Origin of the sequence: Nocardia sp. NPDC057227 (assembly GCF_042669725.1) — a bacterium.
GTDB lineage: Bacteria > Actinomycetota > Actinomycetes > Mycobacteriales > Mycobacteriaceae > Nocardia > Nocardia asteroides_A.
Genome location: NZ_JBHUXA010000010.1, coordinates 1 through 19,129, shown reverse-complemented (window position 1 = coordinate 19,129; position 19,129 = coordinate 1). Strand labels below are relative to the sequence as shown.

Here is a 19,129-nt window from a genome sequence, read left to right as displayed (position 1 = left end):
GAGTTGACAATCGGTGACGAACTGGTCGGTCTGCTCTTGGTGAATGGGCATCGCGCCCGGCGGGGCGTAGATTCTGGTTGTCCGGGGTTACCGACTAGTAGGAGGCCGACGATGCCCGCTCCCGCGCCCGCCGTGTTCACCCGCCTCGGCGTGCTCGCCGCGATCGACGATGTCGACGCCCGCGGCACCCGCGCCATCCCGGAGACCTTCACCGGCGAGCCGCTCGGCACCGTCCCGGTCGGCACCGCCGCCGACGTCGAGGCCGCCTTCGGCACCGCGCGCGCCGCGCAGCCCCGCTGGGCCGCCAGGGACGCCGCCGAGCGCGCCGCCGTGCTCGACCGGTTCCGCGGGCTGCTGGTCCGGCACCGCGACGAGCTCATGGACATCGTCCAGGCCGAGACCGGGAAGGCGCGCTGGGCGGCCCAGGAGGAGATCATGGGCATGCTCTTCGCGGCCCGCTGGTTCACCCGCAACGCCCCGGCCCTGCTGCGCCCGCAGTCGGTGCCCGGCGCCTTCCCGCTGCTGAACCGGGCGAGCGTGCGGACCCAGCCCAAGGGCGTCGTCGGCGTGATCGCGCCCTGGAACTATCCGATGCTGCTCTCGGTCGGTGACGCGATCCCCGCGCTGCTCGCGGGCAATGCCGTCGTGGTCAAGCCGGACAGCCAGACCCCGTTCTCCGCGCTGGCCGCCGCCGACCTGCTCTACCGCGCCGGGCTGCCGCGCGGGCTGCTGCAGGTGGTGCCCGGCCCCGGCACCGAGGTCGGCACCGCCATCGCCGACTCCTGCGACTACCTCATGTTCACCGGGTCGTCGGCCACCGGCCGCACCCTGGCCGAGCGGGCCGGGCGCCGGTTGATCGGCTTCTCCGCCGAGCTCGGCGGCAAGAACCCGATGATCGTCGCGCGCGGCGCGAACCTGGACCGCGCCGCCAAGGCCGCGGTGCGCGCCTGCTTCTCCAATGCCGGGCAGCTCTGCATCTCGATCGAGCGGCTCTACGTGGAGCGCTCGGTCGCCGACGAGTTCACCGCGAAGTTCCTGCGCGCGGTCGGCACCGCCCGGCTCGGCGCGGGCTACGGCTACACCGCCGACATCGGCTCGCTCATCTCGGCCGCGCAGCTGGAGACGGTGACCAAGCACGTCGCCGACGCCACCGCCAAGGGCGCCACCGTCCTGGCCGGCGGCAAGGCCCGCCCCGATCTCGGGCCGCTGTTCTTCGAGCCGACCGTGCTCGCCGACGTCACCGACGAGATGGAGTGCGGCCGCGCCGAGACCTTCGGCCCGCTGGTCTCGATCTACCCGGTGGAGAGCGTGGACGAGGCGGTCCGGCTGGCCAACGACACCGAGTACGGGCTCAACGCCAGCGTCTGGGCGCGCACCAAGGCCGACGGCGAGCGGATCGCCGCCCGGTTGCGGGCCGGGACGGTGTGCGTGGACGAGGGGTACGCGCCCGCCTGGGGAACGACCGGCGCGCCGATGGGCGGCATGGGCAGCTCCGGGGTCGGCCGCAGGCACGGCGCGGACGGGCTGCTCAAGTACACCGAGCCGCAGACCGTCGTGGTGACCCGGTTCCTGAACCTGGACACCCCGCCGCTGGTGCCCGCCGCGGTGTGGCAACGGGCGCTGATGAGCATCACCCGCGGGCTGCGGTTCCTGCCCGGTCGCTAGCGCTGCAGGAAGATCCCGGCGACGTCGGCGTTCTTTATCGGGGTCTCGACATTGCGCTGGGCCCCGCAGAGCAGGTCGACCGAGATCATGGTGGCGTCGACCGCGGTACCGGAGGGCTGCGCGTCGGTCTTCTGCTGCTCCTGCACGAACTTGGTGATGGTCGTGCGCTTGGTGTCCTGATCCTGGCGGATGTACTCGCTGCACGGGGTGTCGCCACCCTTGTTCAGGAAGCGCTCCACGTCGGTGCAACCGGTGAGGGTGAGCGTGAGCGCGGCGGCCGCGAGCGCGCCGCGGGCGGCCGGGATGGTCTGCATGGGGTGAGAGCCTAGAGCGCGGCGGCCACCGCGAGCGGAATCTCCAGCTCCGCCGGGGTGAGCGAGCCGTGGTGGCCGAGCATGGCCGACTGGATCGGCTCCGCGCCGGTGCGCACCACACCGCGGGAGCCGGTCGCGACCACCACCAGATCGCCGATCCGGGGCCGCACCACGTCCGGGACCACCGGCCCGAACCAGCCGCGCTCGATCGCCTCGTCCCCGGTGAGCACGGTGAAATCCGCGCCGAGGGTGGCGGTCCAGGCCGCGGCGACATCCGCGGTGGCGCCGTCGGCGGTGTAGACGTACCGGGCGCGCGGCTCGCCTGCCAGCAGCGTCACCCCGTCGCGCAGCGCGGGCTCGGTGTCGGCGTCCACGCTGCCGGTGTGCGCGATCATGCCGTGGTCGGCGGTGACCAGCAGCGCCGAGCGCGGCGGCAGCCGCTCGGCGATCTCGGCCACGATCCGGTCGGTGTGCGCGAGCTCCCCGCGCCACGCCCGCGAGCCGGGCCCGCGCAGGTGCCCGGTGGTGTCCAGGTCGGCGTGGTAGGCGTAGACCAGCGCGCGCGGCCCCGCCTCCAGTGCGGTGAGCACCCCGTCCACCAGGTCGCCGACCGACACCTCCAGCCGGAATTCGCAGCCGCGCAGTACCGCCCGGCTCAGCCCCGAGTTGTTCTGGTAGCCGGGCGCCACCTGGGTCACGGTGACCCCGTGCGCCGCCGCCCGCTCGAAAGCCGTCGGGCGCGGCTGGAATTCCTCCGGGGGCAGCGCCTTCAGCAGGTCGGTTCGCTCGCCGTCGCCGTGCAGGGTCCAGCGCAGCGTGCTCACCGCGCGGTCGAAGCCGGGGACCCGGATGAGGTAGCCGACCAGGCCGTGTTCGCCGGGCGGTAGCCCGGTGCCGAAGGAGGCCAGGCTGGTGGCGGTGGTGCTGGGGAAACCGGCGGTGAGGGTGTGCCGGGGGAGCGCGGTCAGGGTCGGGGCGTCGGCGGCGTGCTCGGCCAGCTGGTGGCTGCCGAGGCCGTCGACCAGCAGCACGCAGATCCGGTCGATCGCGGGGTCGAGGCCGAGGTCGAGTGCGGCGATCTCGCCGGGCACGCCGAGCGCGGCGAGGACCGAGGGCAGCAGGTCGGCCAGGGCGCCTGCGCCGTAGCGGGGGGTCAGCAGCACGGCGCCGACTGTAGTCAGCCCGGGGCCGGGGTGGCGAGCGCGGCGAAGGTGCGCAGGATCTCGGCGACCAGCTCGTCGGCGCTGGTACCGAGCTGATCGCTGCGCTTGGCGAGCTGCCCGTCCAGCCAGAGCGAGGCGAGGCCGTGCGCCAGCGCCCAGAAGGTCACCGCCAGGGTCTCCGCGCCGCGCTCGGGCAGCGCGCCCGCCGCGACGCACTCGGCGATGGTGTCGGTGAGCACGGCGAAGGCGGCGTCACCGGCCACGGTGGCGTCCGGGTGCTTCTCCGGCTGGGAGAGCTCGGGGCGGAACATGAGCCGGAAGTGTGCCGGGTGGTCGCGGGAGAAGCCGACGTAGGCGCTCGCCAGCGCGGTGAGCGCGGCCAGCGGGTCGGGGGCGGCGGCGCGGGCCGCGGAGAGTTCGCCCGCCAGCAGCTGGAAGCCCTGCACCGAGAGCGCGGAGAGCAGCGCGGAGCGGTCCGGGAAGTGGTGGTAGGGCGCGCCGGTGCTCACCCCGGCCTCGCGCGCGACCCGGCGCAGGCTCACCGCCGCCAGCCCCTCGGACTCGAGCAGCCGCAGGCAGGCCGCCATCAGGGCATCGCGGAGCGCTCCGTGGTGATAGGTGGTCCGCCGCACCCGATCAGCGTAGTGGACAGCTCGTCTGAGCGATGCTTAGATTAATTGAGCGGCGCTCAGATCGACGCCGCCAGCGTACCGAAGGAGACCCCGATGAACCCCCGCATCCTCGTCACCGGCGCGACCGGATTCGTCGCCGGACACTGCATCGCCGAACTCCTGCGCGCCGGGTACGCGGTCCGCGCCACGGTGCGCGACGCGTCCGCCACCGGCAGGCGCGAACACCTGACCGCGCTCGGCGGCGACCTCGAGTTCGCCGAGGCCGACCTGCTCACCGATGCCGGCTGGGCCGAGGCGATGACCGGAGTCGACGGCGTGCTGCATGTCGCCTCGCCGTTCCCGTCCGCGCCGCCGAAGCACGAGGACGACCTGATCCGCCCCGCCGTCGACGGCACGCTGCGGGTACTGCGCCACGCCGCGGCCGCCGGGGTGCGCCGGGTGGTGCAGACCTCGTCCACCGCCGCCATCGTCTACGGCCACGGCGACGACGGGATACGCACCGAAGCCGACTGGACCGTGGTCGAGACGGCGACCGCCTACCCGAAGAGCAAGGTGCTCGCCGAGCGCGCCGCCTGGGATTTCGCCGCCGCGCACCCGGACGGCCCCGAACTGGTCGTGCTCAACCCCGGCATGATCCTCGGCCCGCTGCTCGGCGCCGCCACCAGCACCTCGCACGAGCCGGTGCGCAGGCTGCTGGCTCGCGAGATGCCCGGCATGCCGAAGGTGGGCTGGGTTCCGGTCGACGTCCGCGACCTCGCCGTCGCGCACCGGCTCGCCCTGGAGACCCCCGCCGCCGCGGGCAACCGCTACATCTGCGCGGGCGATTCGCTCTCCTTCGCCGACATCGCGCGGGTGCTGGACGAGGAGTTCGGCCCGCGCGGCTACCGCATCCCGACCCGGACCATCCCGGACCTGGTCGTGCGCACCGTCGCGCTCTTCGACCGCGGCGTCCGGCTGACGGTGCCGAATCTCGGTATCCGCGAGCGGGTCAGTGCGGAGAAGGCCCGGAGCGAGCTGGGCTGGAGCATGCGGCCGGTGCGCGAATCCATCGTCGACACCGCCGAGAGCCTGATCCGCGCCGGGCTGGTGCCCGCTCCCGGGCTGGTTCCGGCGTGATCATCACGGCGATCGTCGTCACCGTGATCGGGCTGATCCGCCGGGCCCGGTCCGGGGACGAGCCGTCCCGGATCGGGAAAGCCGTTGCGGGACGGTGGAGTTCGGTGCGCGGCTATGCGGCTCCCGCGCTGGCCGTGACGCTGCCCGCCGTGGCGCTCGGCGGCACCCTCGCGCTCGCGTGCTGATGCCCCGCGGCTATCGGCTGTAACGGCGACCACAGTTCGCGCGACATGTGCTGCGTCGCCCGGGGTGGGCGGCGGGGGTCTTCCGAATCGCGTGAATGAGGGGTGTGCGGCAATGACGTCTCCGATGCTGTCCAAGGGGCAGAACATCGCGTTGCCCGATGATGTCGAGCGCATCGACGTCGTGCTCGGCTGGACCGAGAACGAGGTCGAGGTCGACGCCTCCGCCCTGCTTCTCGGCGTGGACCGAAAGGTGCGGGGGGACAGCGACTTCGTCTTCTACAACCAGCCGGAATCGGCCGACGGCTCGGTGGTCTTCCTCGGCACGGGCGCCACCGAGGAGGGGGCCCAGGCGCGGATCGCGGTCGACCTCGCGGCGGTGCCCGCCGAGGTGCACACGATCGCGCTGGCGGGCAGCGTCGGCACCGGCGCCTTCGGCGACCTCGGCAAGCTCGCCCTCCGGGTGGTGGACGGTGCCGGTGGTTCGCTGGCCGAGTACGTCACCGCCGACGCCACCACCGAGTCGGCCTTCGTCTTCGGCGAGATCTACCGGCGCGGTACCGAGTGGAAGGTGCGCGCGGTCGGGCAGGGGTGGGACTCCGGGCTGGCCGGGCTCGCCACCGCCTTCGGCGTCGATATCGACGAGGACGCGGTGCCGACCGCTGCGGCTGCCGCTGAGACCGCCGCCGATGCGAACACCGCGACGGCCGCGGCACAGGCCACCGCCGCGACCACCACCGCGCCCGAACCGGTGCGCACCGTCGCGCGCCGCGGGGTGCGCACGGCCAAGCGCGCGGCGGTCAAGCGCGCCGAGCCCATGACCTTCACCCTCGGCGAGGACGGCTGGCAAACCGCCCGCCTCTTCTCGGTCGCGGGCATCGGCGCGGGGGACGAGCAGGAGCGCCGCGCCACCTCGGCATTCGTCGCCACCATGCAGGCGGTGAAGCCGTTCGCGCGGGCGATCTGCGCCCGGATCGGCGCACCCGTCGGCGCGTTCGAGGGCTACCTTGAGGTTCAGTACGAGCGCGGCGACGGCAAGGTGGTGCCCGACGCGGTGCTGCGCGTGCAGCGCGGCGGCAAGATCTGGACCGCACTGCTCGAGGTCAAGACCGGCAACGGCAGGCTGCGCCGGGACCAGCTGGAGAACTACCTCGACGTCGCACGCCGCCGGAAATACGACGTCGTGGTCAGCCTCTCCAACGACGTCCCCGCCGGGCCGGGCGAGCTGCCGGTCGAGGTGGACCGGCGCAAGCTCGCCAAGGTCGCGCTGCGCCACCTCTCCTGGGCCGAGGTCGCGCACGAGGCGCGGATGCTGCTCGCGCACGGCGGCATCGAGGACGAGCTGCGCGCCTGGCTGCTCGCCGAATTCCTGCGCTACCTGGAGCATCCGCGCTCCGGCGCGAGCGAGTTCGTCGACATGGGCAGGCACTGGGTCGCGGTGCGCGACGCCGTCACCGCGGGCACCCTGCGCGCGAGCGACCAGAAGGCGCTCGCCGTCGCCGACACCTGGACCTCGCTCTCCCGCCACCTCGCGCTCCGGCTCACCGCCGAGCTCGGCGTCACGGTGAAACACGTCCTGCCGCGCAAACACACCACCGACCCCGCCGCGCGCAGCGCCGCCGCCGCCGAGCGGCTCGCCGCCGACGGCGTCTTCGAGGCGGTGCTGCGGATTCCGGAGACCGCGGGCGACCTCGTGGTGGCCGCCGACGTGCGCACCGCCAAGATCCGCTGCGCCGTCTCCCTGGACGCCCCGGACGAGGGCGCCGCCGGACGCCGCGTGGCCTGGCTGCTGCGGCAGCTCAAGGATGCCCCCGCCGACATCACCGTGGAGGCGATGTTCTCCGAGCGCGGCAACGAGGCGTGCGAGCGGCTCGACGCGGTGCGCGCGAACCCCAAGGTGCTCACCCAGGGCCGCGCGGGCACCGTCGTCGCCTTCACCCTGCGCCAGACCTTCCCCATGGGCGCCCGGCGCTCCGGCACCGCCGCGGGCTTCGTCGCCGGGGTCACCACCGCGACCGACGCCTTCTACGGCACCGTGGTGCAGCCGCTGCGCGAATGGGTGCCCGCCGCGCCGAAGCAGGCCGAGCCGGTGGACGCGGGATGACCGGCGCATTACCTATCGTGCTGTAGTGCATGATTTCTGGGACTACGCGGGCGCGACGGCGGTGGTCCTGTTCGGGGTGGGCCGGCTGTTCATCGGGTTCGGACTACTCCGGCAGACCATCGAGCGCGCGGTGCTGCGGCTGCGGACACGCGAACACGATCACGCCGCGGCCCAGCTGCGGTAGAGCGAGGGAGGGACTCCGCACGCCGTGCGCCACGCACGGAAGAAGTGCGCGGAGTCGAAGAACCCGGCGTCGTGGGCGATACGCGTCATGGAGTCGCCGGTGGTGCGCAGGCGGTACCCGGCCGTCGTGAGCCGGACCGCCTGGCGCAGCGCGCGGAATGTCACCCGCTCGGTCGTGAGCGCGCGCTGCAGCGAACGACGGCGGCAACCCAGCGTCGCGACGACGTCCTCGACGCTCGCCCACGGGGTGTCGTAGAGCTGGGTGAGCACGTCCCGCACGGCGTCGGCGCTGCCGCCGAGGTCGTCCTGCAGGGTGAGCAGCCGCCGCGGTTCGTCGGGCGCGCGATTGCCGGTCAGCCAGCCGAAGGCGAGCGCCATGATCGCGGCGCGCCGCTCGTCGCCGCAGCTGCGCTCGAGCCGTGCGCCGTCCACGCGCGAGACGACGCCGAGCGGCGCGCGGCATTGAACGCGTTGAATCGCGACACCACGGCCGCCGGATCCGGCGCGCATCGCAGCAGTTCGATGACCGGATTCACATCCAGCGGCGCCCAGTCCGCCAGATCGGCGGCACGGACCGAAGAACGTTCCGCCACGGCGACATACGCTTCGTGCTCGACGAACCCGTCCACGGCCGTGCGCACACTGCGCGCGAAGGCGACCCGGGCACCGCCCGTCGGCGGCGCCGCGCACGTGCTCAGCAGGTGATAGCTCTTGGCCACCTCGCGAGCCTAACGGTGGCGCGACCGTACAAGGCGTACCGTGCCGCAGCGGGCAACCTCGAGCCATGCCCCTCGACCAGATCCAGAACCTGCTCGACACCCTCTACGCGGACACGCTGCGCGTCGATCCCGCAGTACGAGCCCGCCACCACCTCACCGAAGGCAGCCCCAGCTTCTACGCGGCGATGCGGGAGGCGTACATGCCGGTGACGCCGGACTTCGGTCGCCTGCTCTACCTGCTCGTCGTCTGCGGGCGGCCGTCACTGGTCGTGGAGTTCGGGACCTCGTTCGGCGTCTCCACCCTGTTCATCGCCGCCGCGCTGCGCGACAACGGCGCCGGCCGCGTCATCACCACCGAACTCGAGTCGGGCAAGGTGGCGCGGGCGCGGGCGAATCTGCGTACCGCCGGGTTGGACTCCTACGTCGAGTTCCGCGTCGGCGACGCCCGCGAGACCCTGCGCGACCTCCCCGCCGACTCCGTCGACCTGCTGTTCCTCGACGGCGAGAAATCGCTCTACCTCGCGCTGCTGCGGCAACTGGAACCCGCGCTGCGCCCGGGGAGCCCGATCGTCGGCGACAACGTCGACTTCGCCGGTGCACAGGAGTTCCTCGACCAGGCCGGCTATCTACGCGCGACCTTCTCGACCGAAGCGCTCGGCACCAGGCACGACCACCAGGTGCTCCTGCGCACCCGCGCTGCTGTCCCGACCGCCGACCAGGTGGCGGTTTCTGCAAGATAATAGTCGTCCTCGACACTGGCTCCGGGGATTCCGCGGCGGCAGAGTCGATACCAGACAGACTCGGTCCCACCCTCGAGGAGAAACCATGCCTCTGCTGCGAATCACGCTGACACCCGGCGCATTCGACGACGACGAGAAGGCGAGGTTCGCGGCCACCGTGACCGACGCCGCGTGCCGAGCCGAATCGATCCCCGACGATCCGTCGAGCCGGATGCGCGCTCTGGTGCTGTTCGAGGAACTCGCGCCGGGAGGCTTCTACTCGGCAGGCAACGGAGCCGACGCGGCGGTCGCGGGCGCGTTCATCGACTGGTACGTCAGCGCCGGGGTGCTCGACGGCGCCCGCAAGGCGCGCTTCGCCGAGGACCTGCACGGGGCCGCGATCACGGCCAGAACCCGCGACGACGGGCGGCTGGTGGTCACCTCCTGTGTCATCCACGAGGTGCCCGAGGGGCAGTGGGCCCAGAACGGCACCATCCGCCGCCTGCCCGAGATCGCCTCCCTCGGCAACCTCCGGCATCTGGCCGCCATCCGGTGACGATCGACCCCGCGGCCGCCCTGGCGCAGGCCATGATCGGCAGGCCCGGATCGCGCTACCGCGTGCCGACACCCGCCCTGGTGCTGGACGAGGCCGTACTCGACGCCAATATCGCCGCGATGGCCGAGCGGGTGCGCGGCCGAGCCGCCCTGCGCCCGCACGCCAAGACCCACAAGAGCGCGTGGATCGCCCGCAAGCAGATCGCGCACGGCGCGGTAGGCGTGTGCTGCGCGAAGCTGGGCGAGGTCGAGGCTCTTTCGGCCGCGGGAGTGCGGGGCGTACTGCTCACCTCGCCGCTGGCCGACACCACCGCACCGGCCAGATTGTGCGAGGTGGCACGAGCCGATCCGGACCTGCTGTGCGTGGTGGATCATCCCGATCCGGCCACCGCCCTCGCTGCGGAGGCCGCCCGCCGCGATCTCCGGATCTCGGTCCTGATCGACGTCGATGTGGGTCTCATGCGCACCGGCGTCGCCTCGCCCGATCAGGCGGTCGCACTCGCCGAACACATCGCCCGCTATCCCTCGCTCACCCTGGCCGGTGTGCAGGGCTACGGCGGACACTGGCAGCACATCGCGGGCTATCCTGCCCGCCGGGAGGCGGTGCGCGCCGGAATGCTCCGGCTCACCGCCGTCGTCACCGCGCTGCGCGCGGCAGGCCATCGCGTCGAGCTCGTCACCGGCGGCGGAACCGGCACCGTCGGAGCCGATCTCGAGCTGGGCGTGCTCACCGAACTACAGCCCGGCTCCTACGTGTTCATGGACGTTCAGTACGGCGACGCGCTGGCCGACGATGCCGACGGCGCGTTCGGCACCAGCCTGTGGGTGTCGAGTCAGGTGGTGAGCGCGAACGCCGCACCGATCGTCACCGTCGACGCCGGGTTGAAGGCCTTCGCCACCGAGGGCCCGACACCGCGTCCCGCTTCCGGCCGCTTCGCCGGCTCGGCCTACGCGTTCTTCGGAGACGAGCACGGCGCGGTGAGCCGCCCGCCGGGAACCGAGGTGCGTCTCGGCGAGCGGATCGAACTCGTGACACCGCACTGCGATCCCACCGTCGACCGATACGACAGCTACCACGTCGTCTCCGGCGACACCGTGACCGCGATCATCGCGATCGACGCCGCGCGCGCCAGCCGATAGGCGGATCGACACGGCGCGAGAACTGCCGGGTGCGAGCGCCGACGGTCATTCCGCTGCTGCGCTGAGCGATTCGAGTATCTCGGCGGCGGTCTCCACCCGGGTGATCGCCCCGACGCCGCGGCCCGCGTCCACCGGCGCGGTCGCGGGATCGGCGGCGCGCGAGCGGAGTTCGGCGCGGGCGGCGGGGTCGCTGCGGAGGTTGTCCTCGTGCCCGGCCCAGCGGTCGGTGGCGGGGTCGCGCAGCACGCGGGACGGGAATCCGGCGGGCCAGGGGAGACCGGCGGCGATGTCGTAGGCGCTGGTCAGGACGGTGTCGTCGGCGGTGGCGGCGATCAGGGCGTTCCGGCCGGGTTCGGGAAGCAGTGATTCGGCGCAGGCCGCGAAGCGGGTGCCGATCCAGGCCCCGGACGCCCCGGCGGCCAGGACCGCCGCGAGGTCGGCCGCGGTGGCGATGCCGCCCGCCGCCAGGACCGGGATCGGGACGGCGGCGAGCACCTCGTCCAGCAGCGGCCGCAGCTCGGGGGCGGCCGTCCCGTGGCCGCCGCCCGCCGCGCCGCGCGCCACCAGGACGTCGATTCCGGCGTCGTGCGCGTGCCTCGCCTCGTCGGCGGAGTAGACCTGGGTGGCGGTGCGGATGCCGTGCGCGCGGGCCGCCGCCACCCAGGAGAGGTCGGTGCCGAAGCTCACCGAGAGCAGCCGGGGCCGCGCGGCCAGCGCCTGCTCGAGTAGTTCCGGCTCGGCGCGGACCACCCAGTCCACGACGCCGATTCCGACGCCGTCGCCTGCGAGCGTCAGTTCGGTCCGCAGCGCCGCCGCCGAGCCCGCGCTGCCCATGCCGATCATGCCGAGCCCGCCTGCCGCGCGCACCGCCGCGGCCAGCCGCCCGCCCGCCACCCCGCCCATCGGGGCATTGACCACCGGAATTCGCAAGCCGAGTTCGCGCGCCCACGCCGTCGTCCGCATGGGTTCAGTGTGACGGCAGTCCGGGTCCGTCCAGGACCAGCTCGACCATATCGGTCACCGGCCGGTAGCCGATGCGCTGGTAGATCTTGTTCGAGGTGGGGTTGGCGAGGTCGGTGAAGAGGCAGACCCTGGCGCCGCCCGCGGCGAGCACGCGGGACGCCTCGGCGACGGCGGCCGAGGCCCAGCCGCGGCCGCGCTGCCCGGGCGGGGTGTAGACCGGGCCGATCCGGGCCACGCCGGAGGCCGGGGGATTGACGCCGGTCAGGTGCACCGGCTGCCCGTCGTGCTCCCAGAACCAGAGCCTGCCCTTCGCGATCCGGTAGCGGATGTCGTCCGCGACCGGCTCGCCGCGCTCCTCGTCCGGCCCGTGCCCGGACTCGGCGGCGATATCGGCGTTGAACGCGCCGAGCCAGGTCCCGGCGAGCTCCGCCTCGTCCGGCCGCACGGCCCGCAGCGCGCCGGGGACGCCGAGCGGCGGTTCGAGGGTGCCCAGTTCGAAGAGCCGGGTCCGCACCCGGGTCCGGACCGTGCCGTGCCCCGCCAGCCGAGCCAGCTCGGTGAGCAGCTCGGCGGCCACCGGCAGGACGCCGTGGGCGGCGGTGAGCAACTCGCCGCGCGCGTGCAGCACCCGCGCGAGCTCCAGCGGGGCGGCAGCGGGCATGGGGAGCAGGTAGGCGGGGCGGCGGCCGAACGTCGCGGTGCGCATCGCGGCCCCGACGACCCCGGCCCCGTTCCGGACGGTCAGGAACCACTGGTCGTCCGGGAGCGGGACACCGTCGGCGCGCTGCGTCACCTGACGGTCGGCGAGCGTGGTCACCACCGTGCTCAGGACCGGGTCGGCGGCCAGGTAGGACCCCGCCGCGGCGAGGAAGGCGGCGGCGTCCGGCGTGAACTGCAGCTCCATGCGTCGACGGTAGCGAGCGGTACGGGCTCGGCGCCAAGGGTTTACGGGCGCCAGTTGTCCACGGTGACGGCCCACAGGTCGTGGTCGCGGCGCTGCCCGCCCACGGTCAGGTAGCCGGCCATGGTTCCCTCGCGGACGAGCCCGAGCCGGGCCGCGAACCGGCCCGCGCGCTCGTTCTCGACGCTCACCGGCGCCGCCACCCGGACCAGCCCGAGCGGGCCGAACGCGTAGGCGAGCACCAGCCGCCCCGCGACCAGCGCGGTGCCCGGCTCGGCCAGCCCGGCGTCCATCCAGATCCCGGCCTCGCCGCGCCGGTCGTGCTCCTCGACCCGCAGTTCGCACTGCCCGGCGAACCGTCCGTCGACCTCGATCACCACGCTCAGCAGGGTGCCGAGCCGAGCGCCCCAGCGCGCGGTCAGCCAGTGTCCGGTCCAGGCGCGGTCGGTGTGCTGGGAGCCCCAGCCGCGGCCGGTGCTCACCCAGAACGGCTCGATCGCCTCCCGGTTGCGCAGCCGCGCCCGGCGCCAGGCGGGCGCGTCGGTGAGCCGCGGCGGCCGCACGTGCACGGTACTGCCGCACGGCGCGACCTCGGTGGCGTCGAGTACGAGCCCCGCGCCCCCCGCCGCCTGCGCCAGGCGGCGCAGCGGCCGCAGGTGGAACCGGGCGATCGACACCGCGACGCCCGGATTCGCCAGCACCCGGAGCCTGCCCGCCGCCCCGCTCACGCGCCGCGCGCGGCCCCGATACCGCACCGCCGTGTCCGATATGACCAGTTCAGCGCGGTTTCTCCGGGGTCGGGGCACGGCGTCGGCGCAGTCACCCCAGCCACAGTAGCCGCGTGCGCGCCGAACGGGACCGACGGGACTTTTCCCGGGCCGTCCGCGGTTGTACGGGGAGCCTGAACGAGGAGGTCGTGTGGCACAGGAGTACAACCGCAACCCCGCGGCACTGTCGGCGCTCTCGCCGGAGCAGTACCGTGTGACCCAGGAGAACGGCACCGAGCGTGCGTTCACCGGCGAGTACTGGGACAACCACGAACCCGGGCTCTACGTGGACGTCGTCTCCGGTGAGCCGCTGTTCGCCTCGGTCGACAAGTTCGAGAGCGGGAGCGGGTGGCCGAGTTTCACCCGACCGATCGACGCGCACACCGTCGTCGAGAAGAAGGACTTCAGCCACCTGATGATCCGCACCGAGGTGCGCTCGGCGCACGGCGACAGCCACCTCGGCCATCTGTTCACCGACGGCCCTCGCGACGAGGGCGGTCTGCGGTACTGCATCAACTCGGCGGCGCTGCGCTTCGTCCACCTCGACCAGCTCGAGGCGGCGGGGTACGGGCAGTACACCGCTCTGTTCACGAAGGAGGAGGCGTGACCGACACGCGTAGGGCGATTCTGGCAGGCGGGTGCTTCTGGGGCATGGAGGACCTGGTCCGCAAGCAGCCGGGGGTGCTGTCGACCCGCGTCGGCTACACCGGCGGCCGCAACGACCACCCCACCTACCGCAACCACCCCGGCCACGCCGAGGCGCTGGAGATCGTCTACGACCCGGCGCAGACCGACTACCGGGCGCTGCTGGAGTTCTTCTTCCAGATCCACGATCCGTCCACGAAGGACCGGCAGGGCAACGACATCGGCACCAGCTACCGGTCGGCCGTCTTCTACCTGGACGACGATCAGAAGCAGGTCGCGCTCGACACCATCGCCGACGTGGACGCCTCCGGCCTCTGGCCGGGCAAGGTCGTCACCGAGGTGACGCAGGCGAGCGAGTTCTGGGAGGCCGAGCCGGAGCACCAGGACTACCTGATCCGCTACCCCAACGGCTACACCTGCCACTTCCCGCGTCCGGGCTGGAAGCTGCCCAAGCGCGCGAACGCCTGATCCGGTAGGACGGCTGCGGCCCCGGCGAGCACGCCGGGGCCGTTTCGCGGGTCACGGGGCGAGCAGGTCGTCCAGGTGCGCGCTCGACCACGCGCACAGGCCGTGCACCGTGGCGAGCAGATCGCGCCCGGCCGGGGTGAGCGCGTAGTCCACCCGGGGCGCGGCGGTGCCGTGGTCGAAGCGGGCGACGACGCCCTCGGACTCCAGCGCGCGCAGGGTGCGGGTGAGCACGGTGTAGCTGATGCCGTCGAGTGCGCGGTGCAGGTCGGCGAAGCGCCGCTCGCCCGCGCCGAGCGCCTCCAGCGCGGCCAGCGCCCACTTCGTTGACAGCACGCCGAAGACCCGCCTGGCGACCGCCGCCGCCTGCTCCTGCTCGGTCGGCACCACGACCCCTCTCACTCGAAAGTACGTACTCCCGCCCGCCGCGATCGGTCCGTAGCGTGCCTGAGGTGATCCTCAAAACCTACGCCCGGCTCTTCGTCACCGACCTGGATCGCGCGCTGCCGCTCTACGAGAAGCTGGCCGGCCGCGCCGCCGACCTGCGCTTCGGCTTCGAGGCGGCCGAGCTCGCCGCCGTCGGCGACCTGCTCCTCATCGCCGGGCCGCCTGCGGCAACCGACCGCTACCGCGACACCGTCGGCCCGCTGATCGTCGCCGACCTGGACGCCCTGCTCGCGCTGCTCGCCGAGGCGGGCGCGACCGTGACGCACGGGCCGGAGGAGTCGGCCACCGGCCGCTTCCTCTACGCCCGGCATCCGGACGGCGCGCTGGTCGAATACGTCGAGTGGAGTACCGAGGTGCGCGAGCAGGTGCTCGGCACCGGCTAGGCTGCTGCGTTCATGGCACTGAGCGCGACCCTGCACACCTTCGCGGTGCACCTGGCCGACGTCGACCGCGGCGTCTACGAGGAGTGGGAGACGCGCGTGGCGCGGCATCCCTCCGAGACCGCCGAGTTCATGATCACCCGGCTGCTCGCCTACTGCCTGGAGTACCGGGAGGGGATCGCGTTCAGCGACGGCGGCGTCTCCTCCACCGACGAACCCGCCGTGCTCGCCCGCGACCACACCGGCCGGATCACCGCCTGGATCGAGGTCGGCGCCCCGGACGCGGAGCGGGTGCACCGGGGCAGCAAGCTCGCCGAGCGAGTCGCCGTCTACACCCACCGCGACCCGGCCAAGGTGCTCGCCCAGCTCACCGGCAAGAAGGTGCACCGGGCGGCGGAGATCCCGATCCGCGCCTTCGACCGCGCCTTCGTCGACGCCGCGGCCGGGCTGGTGCAGCGGCGCAACACGCTGAGCGTCTCGGTGACCGAGGACGTGCTCTACATCGCGCTGAACGGCACCGACCTGAGCGCGCCGGTCACCGACCACCGGATCGAGTGAGGGGCGTTCGCGAGGTGCTCGCGGCGGCGGCCATCGAACCGGCCGCCGCCGCGGACGCGCTGCACCGCGCGGGGGAGTGCACCGGACGGCTGCGCCCGGTCGTCTTCGACTGAGCCGCAGCGCTTTTCAGGCCGGGTCGATACGGAACGGGGCGAGCCGGTCGGCGGCGGCCGCCAGTTCATCGGCCGAGCCGGTCCGCACCACCCCGGCGTCCAGCATCATCGCCACGCCGCGCGGCACCTGCTCGGCGAAGGCGCGCAGGATCGGCCCGCGCTCGGCGACCGGCACCTCCACCATGCGCGCGGTGCGGCTGCGGCGGCCGCTGCGCAGCTCGACGGTGTCCGCGGCGCGCACGTTGTGCGCCCACGCGGAGCCGGGGATGCCGCTCAGCACGTACTCGGCGCCGTCCACCCGGAACGGGGTCACCGGGGTGCTGCGCGGCTGCCCGCTCTTGCGGCCCCGCACCGTCAGCACGGTGACCGGGCCCAGCGCGATGCCCACCCGCTGCAACCCCTTGACGACGACATTGAAGAACCGCACCTTGCGGGGCAGCGCGACCTGGTTCATTCTTCCTCCAGCTCCGGCCAGGCGAGCGCGCCCGACTCCAGTTCGGTGCCGATGCCGTCCAGCCACGCCAGTTCGGCGCGCCGCACGGCCTGGGCGTACTCGGCTTCGAGCAGTACCGCGCGCGGGACCGCGGCGGCGGTGGCCACCCCCAGATCGGCGTCGACATCCGCGATCAGGGTGGTGAGCGCCGCCGCCCGGCGGCGCAGCAGCGCCACCACCTCGGCGGCGGGCAGGTGCAGGGCGTGCGCGAGCCCGGCCGGGAACACCGGGAACTCCTCCGCCCGCTCGGCCAGGTACTCGCGCAGCTGCTCGGTGAGCTGCACCCGGCCCGCCGCGGTGATGGCGTAGACGGTGCGCTCCGGGCGGGCGCCGTTGCGATCCGAGCCGACCGCCTCGATCAGCCCGATGCCGTCGAGGCGGGCGATGGCGTCGTAGAGCGAGCCACCGCGCAGCCGCACCACGTCGCCGACGTGGCGCTGGCGGATCAGCGCCTGCATCTCGTACGGGTGCCGCGGGCGCTCGGCGAGCAGGCTCAGCACCGCGAGGGTGAGCGGGGTGCGGGCGGCGCGGGGCGGCATCAACGGCCCTTCGGTCGAAGTCGAATAACCGAGTTCGACTATACGGGTGTGACCGGCGGGACGGAAGATCATCCGAGAACCACCCGTAACACCAACCCCTCGGATCCCGACGTGCCTGGTGACATACGGCCCGTCGGGGGGCCAGTCCGTCCGCTTGTCAATCAGGAACGGATACCGGGATGCCTCTCAGGGATTTCTTCGCGCGCCACCGCATCGCCACCGCGGTGATCGCACCCGCCACGCTCGGCGTGGTCGCCATCGTGGCGGCCACCTGGGCCATCAGCGCGCCGGGGCGCGACGACGCCACCCAGCTCACCAGCTCGGTCACCGAGTGCCACGACATGGTGACCATCTCGGTCGCCGGCCGCAACGACGCGCCCGCCGAGGACAGCACGAAACTGCTGGTCGACGCCGACGGCAAGCCGCTGCCCGCCGCGCTCGCCGGCGACCACAACAGCGAGTGGGTCGACCCGGTGGTCAACGCGCCCGACGGGGCCGTCGACCCGGACTCCTACGCCGCCGTCTACATCGCCTACCCGGCGGACATGTCCAGCTACGAGGCCGCGGTCGAGACCGGGGTGGCGAACACCAAGCAGGTCATGACCGAGATCAGCGCCGCCTGCCCGGACACCCGCTTCGCCATCGTCGGCTACAGCGAGGGCGCCGACGTGGTGCGCCGCGTCGCCATGGAGATCGGCAACCAGCAGCCGGGCGCCGACGGCGAGTACGGCATCGTCGACCCGGCCGACGTGGTCGGCGTGGTGATCCTCGCCGACTCCGGCCGCTCGCCCGGCGACGGCCCGTTCATCGGCGCGGACAACGCCTGCAGCAACCCCGACGGCTTCGACCAGAAGTACCAGGGCATTATCTGCACCCCGGCCGACGGGCAGGGCGCGGTCGCGGGCACCCTCGGCGGCTTCGGCGCGCTCGACGGCAAGATCGCCTCCTTCTGCTCGGACGGCGACCTGACCTGCGCAGCCCCGGAGAACATCTCGCTGCTGCAGCTCGTGGTGAACGTCGGCAGGCAGCTCGACGTCGACCGGCTGCAGGCCGAGGGGCTGACCCCGGCCACCGGCGGCGACGTCGCGGTGGCGCTCGGCCGGATCGCGCTGGCCGCCTTCGCCGACATCCAGGCCCAGGGCCTCGGCACCTGGATGCAGAGCGACGAGACCTTCCTCGACGTGCTGCTCCGGGTCTCCGATCCGCAGTACGACCCGGCGGCCGCGCCGCAGAAGCCGGCCAAGGCCGACACCATCGCATCGGACAAGCTGTCGCCGCTGGCCTACCTGCCGCAGAAGATCCTGGACGAGATCGTCGGGCTGATCGCCACCAACGAGAACACCATCCCGGTGGTCATGAGCGATCCGTACCAGCTCACCCTCGGCCCGGACCACACCGGTCACCACTTCGACTACTGGGACGACGCCGACCCGAACAACGACCGGCCGCTCACCTCGGCCCAGTACGCCGCCGCCTGGCTGACCCACCTGGCCAAGCAGGCCCAGGCCGGGGAGCCGGTGGAGACCAAGGCCAAGCCGCAGCCCGAGGACTTCGCCACCGTGCAGGCCGCCGTCCAGAGCACCACGGCCAAGCCGACCGCGACCACCACCCCCAAGGCGACCGGCACGACCACCACGCCGAGCACCACCACCCCGGGGACCACGACCCCCGGCGCGGGCGCGGTGACCACGACACCGCCCGCCGCGGCGACCACCACCCCGCAGATCGCGGCGCCGGCCACCACGACGCCCCCGGCTCCGACGACGACCGAATCCGCCACCACCACGACCGGATCGGCGACGTCGACCACCACCGCCGCGCGCTGAGCCCAGCTAAACCGAGCGGCCCGTCCACGGACGGGGCCGCTGCTGTGCGTGCCGCCGAGTGCGCCGGAATTGTCCGGTCGAGCGGGCGCGGAGGCGGTGGACATCGGCCATTGCCCCCGCGTTCACCCGCCCGTCGTCCGATGGCGGCATCGACTGCCTAGACATTGGCCCGGCGGTAGCTGAGCTGCCGGCGCGATTTTCGAGAAGAGGGAATGTATGAGCACAATTCGTGCGTTCGGTGTGGCCGCGATCGCGGCGGGCATCGTGCTCGGCGGCTCCGGCGTGGCGTCGGCGCAGACCGATGTCGGCACCGGTTCGGCCAACTTCGCCGATGGCCTGACCAAGCTGCTGGTCACCGGCTCGGGCGGGGTGAAGCCGCTGCCGACGCCGATCGTCGATGGCTACCCCAACCCGTACCTGGACGGGTGGTCGGCCGGTTCGTCGAACCTGCTGACCGGGCTCGGCAACCTGATCGGCTCCGGCTCCGCGGGCAAGTAGCGGCAGCAGGCGACGGCGGCCCCGCACGACGAGGTGCGGGGC

The 19,129-nt window shown here is 73.1% G+C and carries 25 protein-coding genes; 14 read left to right on the top strand and 11 right to left on the bottom strand.

Annotation, left to right across the window (positions count from 1 at the left end):
• The first annotated feature begins 111 nt into the window (after positions 1–111).
• Positions 112–1,665 (top strand): succinic semialdehyde dehydrogenase, encoded by a 1,554-nt coding sequence (locus tag ACFUJ1_RS15925; protein ID WP_378646164.1) that lies wholly within the window; start codon positions 112–114, stop codon positions 1,663–1,665.
• Here ACFUJ1_RS15925 and ACFUJ1_RS15920 read toward each other — a convergent pair.
• The 3 genes from ACFUJ1_RS15920 to ACFUJ1_RS15910 are packed head-to-tail and all read right to left on the bottom strand — an operon-like array spanning position 1,662 to position 3,774.
• Positions 1,662–1,979, bottom strand: coding sequence for a hypothetical protein (locus tag ACFUJ1_RS15920; RefSeq protein ID WP_378646163.1), 318 nt, complete (start codon positions 1,977–1,979; stop codon positions 1,662–1,664). The genes ACFUJ1_RS15925 and ACFUJ1_RS15920 overlap by 4 nt on opposite strands.
• 11 nt (positions 1,980–1,990) lie before the next feature.
• Positions 1,991–3,142, bottom strand: coding sequence for an alkaline phosphatase family protein (locus ACFUJ1_RS15915; protein WP_378646162.1), 1,152 nt, complete (start codon positions 3,140–3,142; stop codon positions 1,991–1,993).
• Positions 3,143–3,156: 14 nt separating this feature from the next.
• Complete coding sequence (locus ACFUJ1_RS15910; RefSeq protein WP_378646161.1) at positions 3,157–3,774, bottom strand: TetR/AcrR family transcriptional regulator; 618 nt, start codon at positions 3,772–3,774, stop codon at positions 3,157–3,159.
• 93 nt (positions 3,775–3,867) lie between these two features.
• Between ACFUJ1_RS15910 and ACFUJ1_RS15905 the strand changes: the two genes are divergently transcribed.
• The 4 genes from ACFUJ1_RS15905 to ACFUJ1_RS15890 all read left to right on the top strand — a co-directional run bounded on the left by ACFUJ1_RS15905 (position 3,868) and on the right by ACFUJ1_RS15890 (position 7,360).
• Positions 3,868–4,890: an SDR family oxidoreductase gene (locus ACFUJ1_RS15905; RefSeq protein WP_378646159.1), complete on the top strand. Its 1,023-nt coding sequence runs from the start codon at positions 3,868–3,870 to the stop codon at positions 4,888–4,890.
• Positions 4,887–5,075 carry a hypothetical protein gene (locus ACFUJ1_RS15900; RefSeq protein ID WP_378646157.1) on the top strand — a complete coding sequence of 63 codons (189 nt, stop codon included), beginning with the start codon at positions 4,887–4,889 and terminating at the stop codon, positions 5,073–5,075. The genes ACFUJ1_RS15905 and ACFUJ1_RS15900 overlap by 4 nt, the downstream gene beginning before the upstream one ends.
• 112 nt (positions 5,076–5,187) lie before the next feature.
• Positions 5,188–7,176, top strand: a complete 1,989-nt coding sequence (locus tag ACFUJ1_RS15895) for a TerD family protein (RefSeq protein WP_378646155.1) — start codon at positions 5,188–5,190, stop codon at positions 7,174–7,176.
• 25 nt (positions 7,177–7,201) lie between these two features.
• Entirely contained in the window at positions 7,202–7,360 is a 159-nt protein-coding gene (locus tag ACFUJ1_RS15890) for a hypothetical protein (protein ID WP_378646153.1), read from the top strand.
• On the opposite strand, the gene ACFUJ1_RS15885 is transcribed toward ACFUJ1_RS15890, so the two are convergent.
• Both ACFUJ1_RS15885 and ACFUJ1_RS15880 read right to left on the bottom strand, forming a co-directional pair.
• Positions 7,336–7,791, bottom strand: coding sequence for a helix-turn-helix transcriptional regulator (locus ACFUJ1_RS15885; RefSeq protein ID WP_378646151.1), 456 nt, complete (start codon positions 7,789–7,791; stop codon positions 7,336–7,338). The two genes, ACFUJ1_RS15890 and ACFUJ1_RS15885, sit on opposite strands and share 25 nt — an antisense overlap.
• Entirely contained in the window at positions 7,713–8,078 is a 366-nt protein-coding gene (locus ACFUJ1_RS15880; RefSeq protein ID WP_378646149.1) for a hypothetical protein, read from the bottom strand. Before ACFUJ1_RS15880 ends, ACFUJ1_RS15885 begins: the two co-directional genes overlap by 79 nt.
• A gap of 65 nt (positions 8,079–8,143) precedes the next feature.
• Here ACFUJ1_RS15880 and ACFUJ1_RS15875 point away from each other — a divergent pair, with 65 nt between their 5' ends.
• From ACFUJ1_RS15875 to ACFUJ1_RS15865, 3 genes are all read left to right on the top strand, one after another.
• Positions 8,144–8,818 (top strand): O-methyltransferase, encoded by a 675-nt coding sequence (locus ACFUJ1_RS15875; protein ID WP_378646147.1) that lies wholly within the window; start codon positions 8,144–8,146, stop codon positions 8,816–8,818.
• 85 nt (positions 8,819–8,903) lie between these two features.
• Positions 8,904–9,353 (top strand): 4-oxalocrotonate tautomerase family protein, encoded by a 450-nt coding sequence (locus ACFUJ1_RS15870; protein ID WP_378646145.1) that lies wholly within the window; start codon positions 8,904–8,906, stop codon positions 9,351–9,353.
• Complete coding sequence (locus ACFUJ1_RS15865) at positions 9,350–10,492, top strand: alanine racemase (protein WP_378646143.1); 1,143 nt, start codon at positions 9,350–9,352, stop codon at positions 10,490–10,492. The genes ACFUJ1_RS15870 and ACFUJ1_RS15865 overlap by 4 nt, the downstream gene beginning before the upstream one ends.
• Positions 10,493–10,537: 45 nt before the next feature.
• Here ACFUJ1_RS15865 and ACFUJ1_RS15860 read toward each other — a convergent pair whose 3' ends face one another.
• The 3 genes from ACFUJ1_RS15860 to ACFUJ1_RS15850 are packed head-to-tail and all read right to left on the bottom strand — an operon-like array spanning position 10,538 to position 13,111.
• Complete coding sequence (locus tag ACFUJ1_RS15860) at positions 10,538–11,455, bottom strand: NAD(P)H-dependent flavin oxidoreductase (protein WP_378646141.1); 918 nt, start codon at positions 11,453–11,455, stop codon at positions 10,538–10,540.
• A 4-nt stretch (positions 11,456–11,459) separates the two neighbouring features.
• Positions 11,460–12,359: a GNAT family N-acetyltransferase gene (locus ACFUJ1_RS15855; protein ID WP_378646140.1), complete on the bottom strand. Its 900-nt coding sequence runs from the start codon at positions 12,357–12,359 to the stop codon at positions 11,460–11,462.
• Positions 12,360–12,400: 41 nt separating this feature from the next.
• Positions 12,401–13,111, bottom strand: a complete 711-nt coding sequence (locus ACFUJ1_RS15850; RefSeq protein ID WP_378646139.1) for a GNAT family N-acetyltransferase — start codon at positions 13,109–13,111, stop codon at positions 12,401–12,403.
• Positions 13,112–13,274: 163 nt separating this feature from the next.
• Between ACFUJ1_RS15850 and msrB the strand changes: the two genes are divergently transcribed.
• Entirely contained in the window at positions 13,275–13,730 is a 456-nt protein-coding gene (msrB, locus tag ACFUJ1_RS15845; RefSeq protein WP_378646137.1) for a peptide-methionine (R)-S-oxide reductase MsrB, read from the top strand.
• Positions 13,727–14,236 (top strand): peptide-methionine (S)-S-oxide reductase MsrA, encoded by a 510-nt coding sequence (gene msrA, locus ACFUJ1_RS15840; RefSeq protein WP_378646135.1) that lies wholly within the window; start codon positions 13,727–13,729, stop codon positions 14,234–14,236. The genes msrB and msrA overlap by 4 nt, the downstream gene beginning before the upstream one ends.
• Positions 14,237–14,287: 51 nt before the next feature.
• Here the strand turns inward: msrA and ACFUJ1_RS15835 are convergent, their stop codons facing one another.
• Complete coding sequence (locus ACFUJ1_RS15835; protein WP_378646133.1) at positions 14,288–14,620, bottom strand: winged helix-turn-helix transcriptional regulator; 333 nt, start codon at positions 14,618–14,620, stop codon at positions 14,288–14,290.
• Positions 14,621–14,685: 65 nt separating this feature from the next.
• Between ACFUJ1_RS15835 and ACFUJ1_RS15830 the strand changes: the two genes are divergently transcribed.
• Together ACFUJ1_RS15830 and ACFUJ1_RS15825 are read left to right on the top strand one after the other, a co-directional pair.
• Complete coding sequence (locus ACFUJ1_RS15830) at positions 14,686–15,063, top strand: VOC family protein (RefSeq protein WP_378646131.1); 378 nt, start codon at positions 14,686–14,688, stop codon at positions 15,061–15,063.
• Between the two features lie 12 nt (positions 15,064–15,075).
• Positions 15,076–15,618 carry a YaeQ family protein gene (locus tag ACFUJ1_RS15825; protein WP_233018392.1) on the top strand — a complete coding sequence of 181 codons (543 nt, stop codon included), beginning with the start codon at positions 15,076–15,078 and terminating at the stop codon, positions 15,616–15,618.
• A gap of 126 nt (positions 15,619–15,744) precedes the next feature.
• Here the strand turns inward: ACFUJ1_RS15825 and ACFUJ1_RS15820 are convergent, their stop codons facing one another.
• On the bottom strand, positions 15,745–16,185 hold the full coding sequence (locus tag ACFUJ1_RS15820) for a nitroreductase family deazaflavin-dependent oxidoreductase (RefSeq protein ID WP_378646129.1): 441 nt from the start codon (positions 16,183–16,185) through the stop codon (positions 15,745–15,747).
• Positions 16,182–16,763, bottom strand: coding sequence for a PadR family transcriptional regulator (locus tag ACFUJ1_RS15815; protein ID WP_378646127.1), 582 nt, complete (start codon positions 16,761–16,763; stop codon positions 16,182–16,184). The genes ACFUJ1_RS15820 and ACFUJ1_RS15815 overlap by 4 nt, the downstream gene beginning before the upstream one ends.
• A gap of 179 nt (positions 16,764–16,942) precedes the next feature.
• On the opposite strand from ACFUJ1_RS15815, the gene ACFUJ1_RS15810 reads away from it, so the two are divergent.
• Positions 16,943–18,589, top strand: a complete 1,647-nt coding sequence (locus ACFUJ1_RS15810) for a cutinase family protein (RefSeq protein ID WP_378646125.1) — start codon at positions 16,943–16,945, stop codon at positions 18,587–18,589.
• 216 nt (positions 18,590–18,805) lie between these two features.
• Entirely contained in the window at positions 18,806–19,087 is a 282-nt protein-coding gene (locus ACFUJ1_RS15805; RefSeq protein ID WP_378646123.1) for a hypothetical protein, read from the top strand.
• The last annotated feature ends 42 nt before the right edge of the window (positions 19,088–19,129 follow it).